General features: G+C 73.5%; 9 protein-coding genes. 6 read left to right on the top strand and 3 right to left on the bottom strand.

Annotation, left to right across the window (positions count from 1 at the left end; all coding sequences use genetic code 11):
* Positions 1-157: 157 nt before the first annotated feature.
* Together aspA and AB0435_RS28370 are read right to left on the bottom strand one after the other, a co-directional pair.
* The gene (aspA, locus tag AB0435_RS28375) at positions 158-1,609 is read right to left on the bottom strand and encodes an aspartate ammonia-lyase (RefSeq protein WP_366428266.1); all 1,452 of its coding nucleotides are present in this window, start codon (positions 1,607-1,609) and stop codon (positions 158-160) included.
* A 54-nt stretch (positions 1,610-1,663) separates the two neighbouring features.
* On the bottom strand, positions 1,664-2,662 hold the full coding sequence (locus tag AB0435_RS28370; RefSeq protein ID WP_366004854.1) for an asparaginase: 999 nt from the start codon (positions 2,660-2,662) through the stop codon (positions 1,664-1,666).
* Between the two features lie 208 nt (positions 2,663-2,870).
* Between AB0435_RS28370 and AB0435_RS28365 the strand changes: the two genes are divergently transcribed.
* Positions 2,871-3,323, top strand: coding sequence for an Lrp/AsnC family transcriptional regulator (locus tag AB0435_RS28365; RefSeq protein WP_366004853.1), 453 nt, complete (start codon positions 2,871-2,873; stop codon positions 3,321-3,323).
* Positions 3,324-3,368: 45 nt separating this feature from the next.
* Here AB0435_RS28365 and AB0435_RS28360 read toward each other — a convergent pair whose 3' ends face one another.
* Positions 3,369-5,723, bottom strand: coding sequence for a collagenase (locus AB0435_RS28360; RefSeq protein ID WP_366428265.1), 2,355 nt, complete (start codon positions 5,721-5,723; stop codon positions 3,369-3,371).
* Positions 5,724-6,005: 282 nt separating this feature from the next.
* Here AB0435_RS28360 and AB0435_RS28355 point away from each other — a divergent pair, with 282 nt between their 5' ends.
* From AB0435_RS28355 to AB0435_RS28335, 5 genes are read left to right on the top strand one after another with little or no spacing between them, the layout of a single operon-like run.
* Positions 6,006-7,388 (top strand): aminopeptidase P family protein, encoded by a 1,383-nt coding sequence (locus AB0435_RS28355; RefSeq protein WP_366428264.1) that lies wholly within the window; start codon positions 6,006-6,008, stop codon positions 7,386-7,388.
* Between the two features lie 56 nt (positions 7,389-7,444).
* The gene (locus AB0435_RS28350; RefSeq protein ID WP_366428263.1) at positions 7,445-8,587 is read left to right on the top strand and encodes an FAD-binding oxidoreductase; all 1,143 of its coding nucleotides are present in this window, start codon (positions 7,445-7,447) and stop codon (positions 8,585-8,587) included.
* A 35-nt stretch (positions 8,588-8,622) separates the two neighbouring features.
* Positions 8,623-8,937 carry a (2Fe-2S)-binding protein gene (locus AB0435_RS28345; protein ID WP_366428262.1) on the top strand — a complete coding sequence of 105 codons (315 nt, stop codon included), beginning with the start codon at positions 8,623-8,625 and terminating at the stop codon, positions 8,935-8,937.
* 52 nt (positions 8,938-8,989) lie between these two features.
* Entirely contained in the window at positions 8,990-10,390 is a 1,401-nt protein-coding gene (locus AB0435_RS28340; RefSeq protein ID WP_366428261.1) for an NAD(P)/FAD-dependent oxidoreductase, read from the top strand.
* A 30-nt stretch (positions 10,391-10,420) separates the two neighbouring features.
* Complete coding sequence (locus AB0435_RS28335) at positions 10,421-11,329, top strand: dihydrodipicolinate synthase family protein (RefSeq protein ID WP_366428260.1); 909 nt, start codon at positions 10,421-10,423, stop codon at positions 11,327-11,329.
* Positions 11,330-11,335: the final 6 nt, after the last annotated feature.

Raw genomic sequence — 11,335 nt, 5'->3', positions numbered from 1 at the left:
TCCACGGCCGTGGTGAGCTGGCTGACCGCGGTCCCGCTCGCGGGGACCTCCAGCCGGACCGTCATCGAGTACGAGACGCTTGGCGCCGTTGCCATCGGGGTGGTACTTCCTTCTGCTTCAGGTGGTGTTGCCGGAGTGGGGTGGGGGCGGCCGGTGTTCAGCACGCGGTGGCCCGGGCGTGCGGGCGGGCGAGGCTGTCCGGGTGCAGGATCTGCTGGAGCCGCTCGGGGGTGAGCAGGCCCTTGGCCAGGACGAGGTCCTGCACCGAGGCGCCGGTGGTCAGCGCCTCCTGGGCGACGGCGGTGGCCTGTTCGTAGCCGATGTGCGGGTTGAGCGCGGTGGCCAGGCCGATCGACTGGCCGATGAGCCGCGCCAGGTGCTCGCGGTTGGCGGTGATGCCGTCGACGCACCGCTCCGCCAGCGTCAGGCAGCCCGCCCGCAGATGCGTGAGGCTCTTGAGCAGGCTGTGCGCGATGACCGGTTCGAAGGCGTTGAGCTGGAGCTGGCCGGCCTCGGCGGCGAAGGTGACGGTCACGTCGTTGCCGATGACCTCGAAGGCGATCTGGTTGACCACCTCGGGGATCACCGGGTTCACCTTGCCGGGCATGATGCTCGAACCCGCCTGTACGGGCGGCAGGTTGATCTCGGCCAGTCCCGCGCGGGGGCCGCACGAGAGGAGCCGCAGGTCGTTGCAGGTCTTGGAGAGCTTGACGGCGATCCGCTTGAGCACGCCGGAGAGCTGGACGAACGCGCCCACGTCCTGGGTGGCCTCGACGAGGTCGCCCGCCACGGTGAGCGGGATGCCGGTGATCGCGCCGAGGTGGGCGCAGGCCACCCGGGCGTACTCCGGGTGGGAGTTGAGACCGGTGCCGATGGCGGTGCCGCCGAGGTTGATCTCGCGCAGCAGCGCACGGGCCTCCTCCAGGCGCGCCCGGTCCTCGGCCAGCATGACGGCGTACGTGGCGAATTCCTGGCCGAGCGTCATGGGCACGGCGTCCTGGAGCTGCGTGCGGCCCATCTTGAGGACGTCCGCGAACTCCTCCGCCTTGGCCGCGAACGCCTGCCGCAGCACCTCCATGGCGTCCAGCAGGCGGTCGGCGGCGAGCTGGAGGGAGAGGCCGACGGCGGTGGGGTAGACGTCGTTGGTGCTCTGCCCGGCGTTGACGTCCTCCAGCGGGTGGAGGTGCCGGTAGTCGCCCTTCTCGTGGCCGAGGATCTCCAGCGCCCGGTTGGCGACCACCTCGTTGGCGTTCATGTTGGTGGACGTACCTGCGCCGCCCTGGATGACGTCGACGACGAACTGGTCGTGCAGCCGCCCTGCGCGGATCTCCTCGCAGGCCCGCACGATGGCGTCCGCCTTGCGCCCGTCGAGCAGCCCGAGGTCGCGGTTGGCCTGCGCGGCGGCCTGCTTGACGCAGGCCAGGGCGACGACGAGGTCGGGGTAGACGGCGATCGGGGTGCCGGTGACGGGGAAGTTCTCCACCGCCCGCAGGGTGTGGACGCCGTAGTACGCGGCCGTGGGGACGCCCCTGTCGCCGAGCAGGTCGTGCTCGGTGCGGAATTCGGCGCGGTCGAGGGGCGAGGCGGGGGCGGGAACGGGTACCGACATGGGGATCCGATCAGGTGCGTGGGGGGAGTGGGAGGAGCGGGGGGAGGGGCGGAGTCAGGCCTGGGCGGTGGCCACGGGCGTGCCGAGCAGCCGGCGCAGCGTGTGGACGCGCTCCGCCGGGTCGGTGGAGGCGAGGGCCGCGGCGAGCACCGCGATCCGTGCCTGGCCGCCGCGCAGGGTGCCGGTCAGCACCGCTCCGGCGGCGGCGAGGTCCACCGCGCCGCCGTGGGTGTAGATCTCCGCGACCGGCCCGGTGGGGACGCGCGTGGTCACGGCGACGAGCACACCGCGGGCGACCGCCGCCTCGACGGCGGCGCTGATCTCGGGGGTGGCGTTGCCCGCTCCGGTCGCCACCAGCACGATGCCCTGGGCGCCCGCCCGGACGGCGGTGTCGAAGAACAGCGTGTCCGCGTCGCAGTGGTGCATGACGACGTCGATCCGGGGCAGCGGCTCGGTGGCCGACGGCAGGGGGAGCGGCGCCGGGCGCTCGGGGCGCCGGTGGACGACGACCCCGTCGGCCCCCACGTCCGCGATCCGGCTGCCGGAGGGGTCGGCGAACGCGTCCGACGCCAGCGTCTGCACCTTCACGGTGCCGCGCGCGGCGTGCACCTGGCCGTCGAAGACTATGAGGACGCCGAGGTCCCGCACCGAGGCCGCCGTCAGCAGCGCGTCGTGGAGGTTGCGCGGGCCGTCGCCGTCCGGGTCCTCGAGCGGGCGCTGGGCGCCGGTGAAGACCACCGGACGGGGGTCGTCGTGGTGGAGGTCGAGCAGGAAGGCGGACTCCTCCAGCGTGTCCGTGCCGTGCGTGACGACGATGCCGTCCACGCCCGGGTCGGCCAGGACCTCGCGCACGGTGCGCAGCAGCGTCAGCTGGTGGGCGGTGGTGAGCCGGGCGCTGTTCACGCTCATCAGGTCGACGACCCGCACGGAAACGCCCTCGGGCACGGCGGCCGTGGCCAGTACGTCCGCGCCCCCGGCCTCGGCGGCGAAACCGGACCCCTGCCAGCGGCTGGCGATCGTCCCGCCCGTGCTGATGACGACGACCTGTCCCATGTCTGCCCGCTCCCTCTGCCGATGATCACTGCTGCGCGGGGTGACATGCGGCACGGCGGGTGCCTGCCGTGTGCCGTCCACCGCGGTCACGCCCCCGTACGCCAGTTCGTGCGGCGCTCGGGGCGGCAGCAACCATAGGACAAATCGCGCGCAATCGGGTCGCCAAATCGGGCGGGACAGCCGGGAGAGCGTGGTGGATAATTGCGGTATGGATGAGATCGACAGAAATATATTGCGCGAGCTCCAGGAGGACGGCCGGCTCACCATCCAGGAGCTGGCCCGGCGGGTCGGCCTCACGTCCTCCCCGTGCATGCGCCGCGTCCGCCAGCTGGAGCAGGACGGGGTCATCCAGGGCTACCGCGCGGTCGTCGACCCCGAAGCCGTCGGGAGGAGCTTCGAGGTGCTCGTCTCGGTCGAGGTCAAGCGGGACCGGGAGGCGGTCGAGGCGTTCGAGGCGGCGCTCCAGGACATCCCCGACGTCGTCGAGGCGTACCGCCTCTTCGGCAGCCCCGGCTGTCTGCTGCGCATCGCGGTCGCCGACATCACCGCCTACGAGCGGCTGTGGATCGAGCGCCTCACCACGCTGTCGGGCATCACCGAGGTCAACTCGCAGATCGTTATGAAACGGGTCAAGGAGCCGCGCGGCCTGCCGGTCGGGTGAGCCCCGCGACCGCCCCCCGTGGAACGGTCGCGGGACGCGGGTGCGTCAGCCGCGCAGCGGGCCCTCGCAGCTGTAGTCCGCCGTCCCCGCGGGGCGGTCGGACCAGATGTCGACCTTGCCGAAGGAGCAGTTCATGTCGGCGAGGTTGTCGGCACCCGCCTTCGCCCGGTCGAGGAGGAAGTAGTCGACCGTCCCGGACATGTCCTTGAAGACCAGGTCGGCGTTGCCGGGGCTGCTCAGGTTCGCGGTGACGCGGCCCGTGCAGACGAACCGCGGCCGGTCCGGTGACCCCGCCGCCGTGCAGTCGGGCGTCGCGCCGGTGGTCGCGGCGAAGGACGAGCGGACCTCGGCGGCCGAGGAGTCCTGGAGCCGGTCCACGGGCGTGAAGGTGGTGCTGGGCACGTACAGGCCGTCGACCTTGGCGATCTGCTGGTCGAGGAAGGTGTCGTACGCGCTCTGGAGGCTCGTGTCCCGGCCCGTCCGGTCGCGCCAGGCGTCGAAGCCGGCCGGGTCGTCGGCCCGCTCGTATCCGTACATCTCGCGCAGCAGCGAGGGATGCTCGGCCCAGAGGAACTCGAAGAACGTGCCCGCGTAGGAGTAGAAGCGGAAGCCGTCCCTTTCGTACTGCGCGTGCAGCAGCTGGTCCACGGTCATGCGCGGCTTGCCGCCGGCCGTGTCGCTGATGATGCTCTGCACCAGCGACTTGCGGACCTTGATGCCTTCGTCGCGGGTGGAGCCGTCGAAGAACTCCGCCGTCCCCTCGTCCATCGCGGTGGTGCGGTCGCCCTGGAACCAGGGGCCCTCGCCGAAGAGGCCGGGCACCGCCCAGCGGCCGTTGAGGTAGTGGGTGTACTCGTGGCGGAACAGCTCCTCCAGCGTGAGCGTGGAGTCCTGCGGGACGCGGCGCTGGTAGGTGTAGAAGGTGGCGCCCTTCTCGATGTAGACGCCGCCGTTGTTGGTGCCCATGCCCGTCAGCAGCGGGTGGTAGACCTCGTAGTCCGAGCGCGAGGCGTACAGCACGATGTTCAGCGTGGTGTTGGTGTCGTCCGCCAGCGGCTGGTCGGTGCCGAGGACGCGGAAGAACTGCGACTTGACCTGCTTGCTCGCGTAGTAGAGCTGGTCCACGGTGGCCCGGTCCAGCGCGGTGCGCACCTTGATGCCGCCGTTGTCGTACGTGTAGGTGTGCGGGAAGAGGCGGCGCTCGATGTCCTCCTTGCACACCCCGTACTGCCGGCAGGCGCCGAACTCGTTCAGCCAGGTGACGACCTTCGCCCACGGCTCGCTGCCCTCGCCGAAGTTGCGGGCCGTGGTGGCCAGCAACTCGCCGAGGCCACTGGTGATCTCGCCCTTGAGCGCGTCGATCTGGCCCATCCGCCCGTATTCGCCCACCGCGTCGCGGGCCACCCAGGCGTTGGCCGTCCCCTTGAGGTGGGTGTAGCCGGCGAACGCCTTGAAGGCGGCCCGGTAGGGGGCGTCGGCGGTGACGGCCGCGCGGAAGGCGTCGTCGTGGTTGCCGGGGTAGACACCGAGGTAGTTCAGGGTCAGCGCGGCGAGCGCGGCGCCGCCCCACGAGGCGTCCGTGGCCGTCGCCGGGTGCGCGGCGTCCATGGTCGCGAGGACGCGCTCGACCAGCGGAAGCTGGTGCTGGCGCAGGCCCGGCGCGCTCCCCGCGTCCAGGGCCTCGCGCAGCGTCTCGGCGTTGGCGCGGGTCGCGTCGAAGGTGCGGGCGGCCGTGCCGAAGCCCTCGATCGCGCGGCGCATGGCCTCGACGGTCGGCGCGTCGGTGATGTCGATCTCGTCGTGCGAGAAGTCCTGATAGGCCACCGCGTGGAGATAGGTGAACATCTCCAGCAGGTGGCTGCCGTTCTTCCCGTCATGCGCGGCGGCGAGACTCTCGATCCGCCGGGAGACGGCCTGGACGTGCGCCCTCGACATGATCGGGACCAGCCGCTGGTCCCAGGTCCACAGGACGGTCCGCAGACATCCGTCGGCGGTGACGGCGGGGTCCGCGAGGAAGTCGGCGAACTGCTCGGGGGCGAGCCCCGTGATGCCGTCGAGCGTGCACGGTACGGCGGTGCCGCCGAGCCTGGCGGTCGGGGTCGTGGTCTTCGCGCCCTTCGTGGCCTTCGGCTTGTCCGTACGGGGGCCGGGTACGCGCCCGCCGGTCAGGCCGCCCGGTGCGGTGGGGGACGCGATCGCGGGCCGCGGGGCCTTCGCGAGCCGGGTGACCTCGTCGAAGGGGTTCGGCGTGGGGGTGTCCGCACGCGCGGCCGGCGCCGCGGCGGCGGGTGTGGCGGACCTGGGGGAGTCCGCGTGACCCGGTGGTACGACGGTGGCGCAGAGCGCCGTCGCTATGGCGGCGGTCAGCAGGGACGCGCGCAGGGATCTGGAGCGATACACGGATGGACTCCTGTGTGGGAGGCGTGGGGTAGCGCGCACGTGGAGGTGGTGTGCGCGTGGAACGGTGGCGCGAGCGGTGTCAACTGCCGTCCGACAGGCGGCTCGTGGGGGCCGTCCGGGTGCCACGTGATGTGTAACGTAGTAATGTGAAATGTTACTGACAACCCCTCAGGCGCCAGGAATTGCGCGGGACGTGAAGTGGAGGGGAACCCTCCGGCCTGCTGGCAGCTGATGGGTTGTCACCTCCGCAATTCGCCCACCCGCGCCCGAGGAGGAAGTGCCGTGAAGGAACCCGCTGTTCGGACGGTGAGCCATGACCTGCCGGTGTCGACGGAGCTCCAGGAGTTCATGACGGGCGGCTGGACCGCGACGCCGCTGTCCGGCGACATCCGGCTGCCGGTCGCGGCCCTCGCCGCCGCGCGCCGGGCGAAACTGTCGGCGCGCTTCCCCGGCGAGCGGCTGGTGGTCCCCGCGGGCCAGCTCACGGTCCGTTCCAACGACTGCGACCACCGCTTCCGCCCCCGCAGCGCGTACGCCTGGCTCACCGGGCTGACCGGCGAGGAGCAGGCCGGTCACGTACTGGTCCTGGAGCCGGACGGCCCGCACCGGCACGAGGCGGTGCTGTACGTCCGGCCGCGTTCCCCACGGGCCGGCGCGGAGTTCTACCGCGACCGCCGCTACGGCGAGTTCTGGGTAGGCAGGCGCCCCGACATCGCCGAGGCCGAGCGCCTGACCGGCATGCGCTGCGCGCACATCGGGACCCTGGGGCGCATGCCGCCCGGCCGCGACGCCTCCCGCGACGCCGCACTCGCCACCGCGCTGAGCGAGCTGCGCCTGGTCAAGGACGCCTGGGAGGTCGAACAGCTGCAACTGGCCGTGGATCACACCGCCGCCGGATTCGAGGACGTCGTACGGGCACTGCCGCGCGCCCTCGACCACCCGCGCGGCGAGCGCTGGATCGAGGGCGTCTTCGGCCTGCGTGCCCGCGCGGAGGGCAACGGCACCGGCTACGAGACCATCGCCGCCTCCGGAGCGCACGCGTGTGTCCTGCACTGGATCCGCAACGACGGCCGCCTGGACCCCCGCGAACTCCTCCTGCTGGACGCCGGGGTGGAGACCGACACCCTCTACACCGCCGACATCACCCGCACCCTCCCGCTGTCGGGCCGCTTCTCACCCGTCCAGCGGCAGGTCTACGAACTCGCCCTCGCCGCCCAGGAAGCGGGCATGGCCGCGCTCAGGCCGGGGGCGAGCTTCCGCGACTTCCACCGGGCCGGTATGCGGGTCGTCGCCGAGGGGCTCGCCGAGTGGGGGGTCCTCAAGAGCGCCGAGGGCGACTTCCACCGCCGGTACACCCTGTGCAGCAGCGGCCACATGCTCGGCCTCGACGTCCACGACTGCGCCCAGGCACGCGCCGACGCCTATCTCGACGGTGTCCTGGAGGAGGGGCAGGTGCTCACCGTGGAGCCCGGCCTCTACCTCCAGCCCGACGACGAGACGCTGCCCGCCGAACTCCGCGGCATCGGCGTGCGGATCGAGGACGACCTGGTCATCACCGCCGAGGGGGCGCGCCTGATGTCGGGGGCGCTGCCGCGCACACCCGACGCGGTCGAGGCGTGGATGGGTGAACTCCTCGCCGGGCAGCGGGACATGGGGGAGCGGTAGGTCTGTTCCCGGCTCTTGGCAGGCGTAGTGCAATGTGAAATATTACTGACGTGCCCATGAGTAACCCCACGGACGTCATCGTCGTCGGAGCGGGTGTGACCGGCGCCGCGTGCGCCTACTACGCCGCCCGCTCCGGCCTCTCCGTCACCGTGCTCGACCGCGGCCCCGTCGCCGGCGGCACGACCGGATCCGGCGAGGGCAACCTCTTGGTCTCCGACAAGGAACCCGGCCCCGAGCTCGAACTTGCCCTGCTCTCCACCCAGTTATGGAGGGAGCTGGCCCAGCACCTCCCGGCGGGCGTCGAGTACGAGGCCAAGGGCGGCCTCGTCGTCGCCTCCGACGCCACCGGCATGGCCGCGCTGCGGAAGCTCGCCGACTCCCAGGCCGGGGCGGGCGTCACCGCCGAGGAGATCCCCGCCGACCGGCTGCACGACCTGGAGCCGCACCTCGCCCCCGCCCTCGGCGGAGGCTTCCACTACCCGCAGGACGCCCAGGTCCAGCCCGCCCTCGCCGCGGCCCACCTGCTGCGCGCCTCGGGCGCCCGGGTGCGCACCGGCGAGGAGGTCACCGCCGTCCTCACCGGCGCGCACGGAAAGGTGCGGGGCGTCCGCACCGAGTGCGGGGAGCTGCACGCCCCGTACGTGGTCAACGCGGCCGGCACCTGGGGCGGGGAAGTGGCCCGGCTCGCCGGCGCCCACCTGCCCGTGCTCCCGCGCCGCGGCTTCGTGCTCGTCACCGAACCGCTGCCACGCCTCGTACGGCACAAGGTCTACGCCGCCGACTACGTCTCGGACGTCGCCAGCGACTCCGCGGCGCTGCAGACCTCCGCCGTCGTCGAGGGCACACCGGCCGGCCCGCTGCTCATCGGCGCCAGCCGCGAGCGGGTCGGCTTCGACCGCACCCTGTCGGTGGACGCGCTCGGCCGCCTCGCCGCCCGGGCCGCGGCGCTCTTCCCCGTGCTGGCCGGGGTGCGGGTCATGCGGACGTACGCGGGATTCCGCCCCTACCTGCCCGACCACCTGCCCGCCATCGGCCCCGACCCCCGTGTCCCCGGACTGCTGCACGCCTGCGGGCACGAGGGCGCGGGCGTCGGACTCGCCCCCGCCACCGGCCTCCTCGTCGCCCGCCTGCTCACGGGCGACCAACCGCCGCTCGACACGGGCCCGTTCCACCCGGGCCGCTTCGCCCCCGCGGCCTGAACCCCCTTCCGCCGCTCCCCCTAAGGAGGCCCGCAGTGGCCCGTACCCCCGCCGGCCTGGTCAGGGCGGAGCCCGGCCCGCCCTTCGAGATCACCTTCGACGGCCGCGCGGTCACCGCCCTGCCCGGCCAGTCCGTCGCCGCCGCGCTGTGGGGCGCGGGCATCCTCGCCTGGCGCACCACCCGGCACGGCGGCCGCCCGCGCGGCGCGTTCTGCGGCATCGGCCAGTGCTACGACTGCCTCGCCACCGTCAACGGAGAGCCCAACCGCCGCGCCTGCCTGGTGCCCGCCCGGCCCGGGGACGCGATCACCACCCAGGAAGGGAACGGCCGTGCCGACCTCGCCGTCTGAGCCGTCTGGGCCGTCTGGGCCGTCTGGGCCGTCCGAAACGTACGACCTCGCGGTGATCGGCGCCGGACCCGCCGGCCTCGCCGGAGCCGCCACCGCCCGCGAACTCGGCCTGTCCGTAGCCCTCCTGGACGCCGCCGCGCAGACCGGCGGCCAGTTCTTCCGCCACCCCGCCCCCGGCCTGGGCGCCGACCGGCCGCAGGCCCTGCACCACGACTGGGCCGCCTTCGCCGAACTGCGCCACCGCCTCGACGCGAGCGGTGTCACCCACCTCGCCCACCACCACGTATGGACCCTCACCCGGCAGGACGGCCGCACCTGGACCGCGCACGCCCTCACCGGCGCCGACGGCGACACCCCGGCCCGCGTACGGGCCCGCGCGGTCCTCCTCGCCACCGGCGCGTACGAACGACAACTCCCCTTTCCCGGCTGGACGTTGCCCGGTGTCGTCGGTGCCGGGGGCGCCCAGGCCATGCTCAAGTCCGGGCTCGTGCTGCCCGGAGCCCGCATCGTCGTCGCCGGCAGCGGACCGCTGCTGCTCGCCGTCGCCTCCTCGCTCGCGGCCGCGGGCGCCCACGTGCCCGCCGTGGTCGAGGCGTCCGGCTACCTCGGCTACGCCCGCCGGCCGCTCACCCTCGCCACCAACCCGCACAAGTTCCTCGAAGCCACCGTCCACGGCGCGGCACTGCTGCGCCACCGCGTACCGCTGCGCACCCGCAGCGCGGTCACCGAGGTACACGGCACCGGCCGCGTCGAGGCCGTCACCGTCTCCCGGCTCGACCGCGACTGGCGGCCCCTGCCCGGCACCGGCCGCCGCATCACCTGCGACGCCCTCGCCGTCGGGCACGGACTCGTGCCCCAGACCGAACTCGCCACCGGCCTCGGCTGCGCGACCCGGCGCACACCCGACGGGACGCACGCCCTCGCCCTGGACGCCCTCCAGGAGACCTCGGTGCCCGGCCTGTGGGCCGCGGGGGAGACCGGCGGCACCGGTGGGTGGCAACTGGCCCGCACCGAGGGCGAACTGGCCGGCATCGCCGTGGCCGCCCGGCTGCGCGCGCTGCCCGCCCTCACCACGAGCCGGCGCGTACGGGACCTGGCCCGGCGCCGCGACCGCATGCGCGCCTTCGCCGACGCCATGGCCGCCGCACACGCGCCCGGCCCCGGCTGGACCGGCTGGCTCACCGACGACACCGAGGTGTGCCGCTGCGAGGAGGTGACTGCGGGCACCGTCCGCGAGGCGGTCACCGGCCTCGGCGCCCGGGACACCAGAAGCGTCAAACTCCTCACCCGGGCCGGCATGGGCTGGTGCCAGGGCCGGACGTGCGGGGCGGCCGTGGCCTGCCTGGCGGCGGACGGTACGGCGCAGGGGACCGTACCGTCCGCCGCCGACCGCCGCCCGCTCGCCGTGCCCGTACCCCTCGGAGCCCTGGCCGACCCTCCCGCCACCTCCTGACCCAGCCACTCAGCAGAAAGGGTTACCACCATGACCACGGACTCCTGGACCACCGAACGCCCCTGGCGCGGCATCATGGTCGCCACCACGCTCCCGCTGCGCGCGGACCTCTCCGTCGACCACGACGCCTACGCCGCACACGTCCGCCGGCTCCTCGGCAACGGCTGCGACGGCGTCGTGCCCAACGGCTCCCTCGGCGAATACCAGACCCTCACCGCGGAGGAGCGCGCCCGGCTGGTGCGCACCGCCGTCGAGGCGGCCGGTGACGGGGCGCGGGTCATGCCCGGCGTCTCCGCCTACGGCAGCGCCGAGGCCCGCCGCTGGGCCGAGCAGGCCGCCGACGCCGGCTGCGGCTCCGTCCTGCTGCTGCCCCCCAACGCCTACCGCGCCGACGAACGGTCGGTCCGCGCCCACTACGCCGAGGTCGCGCGGGCCGGGATACCCGTCGTCGCCTACAACAACCCCACCGACACCAAGGTCGACCTGACCCCCGGCCTGCTGGCCCGGCTGCACGCCGACGGCAGCATCGTGGCCGTCAAGGAGTTCAGCGGCGACGTCCGCCGCGCCTACGAACTGGCCGAACTCGCCCCCGAACTCGACCTGCTGGCCGGCGCCGACGACGTCCTCCTGGAGCTCGCCGCCGCCGGAGCCGTCGGCTGGGTCGCGGGCTACCCCAACGCCTTCCCCGCCGCCTGCGCCGAGCTCTACCGCGCGGCCGTCGCCGGGGACCCGGAGACGGCCCTGCCCCTCTATAGGTCGCTCCACCCCCTGCTGCGCTGGGACTCCAAAACCGAGTTCGTGCAGGCCATCAAGCTCTCCATGGACATCGCCGGCCACCACGGCGGACCCACCCGCCCCCCGCGCCTCGCGCTCACCGGCGAGACCGGGGCCGCGGTGCGCGCCGCCACCGAGAAGGCCGTCGCCGACGGACACCACTGACCACTC

Origin of the sequence: Streptomyces sp. NPDC051173, from assembly GCF_040689515.1 — a bacterium.
Classification (GTDB): domain Bacteria; phylum Actinomycetota; class Actinomycetes; order Streptomycetales; family Streptomycetaceae; genus Streptomyces.
Note: the sequence above shows the minus strand (reverse complement) of the source record. Positions and strands in the feature narration are given on the sequence as shown.

Excerpts from the sequence above, each read along its gene's own strand:
- aspA (WP_366428266.1), bottom strand. The coding sequence starts at position 1,609 with ATGTCGGTACCCGTTCCCGCCCCCGCCTCGCCCCTCGACCGCGCCGAA.
- AB0435_RS28370 (WP_366004854.1), bottom strand. The coding sequence starts at position 2,662 with ATGGGACAGGTCGTCGTCATCAGCACGGGCGGGACGATCGCCAGCCGC.
- AB0435_RS28365 (WP_366004853.1), top strand. The coding sequence starts at position 2,871 with ATGGATGAGATCGACAGAAATATATTGCGCGAGCTCCAGGAGGACGGC.
- AB0435_RS28350 (WP_366428263.1), top strand. The coding sequence starts at position 7,445 with ATGAGTAACCCCACGGACGTCATCGTCGTCGGAGCGGGTGTGACCGGC.
- AB0435_RS28335 (WP_366428260.1), top strand. The coding sequence starts at position 10,421 with ATGACCACGGACTCCTGGACCACCGAACGCCCCTGGCGCGGCATCATG.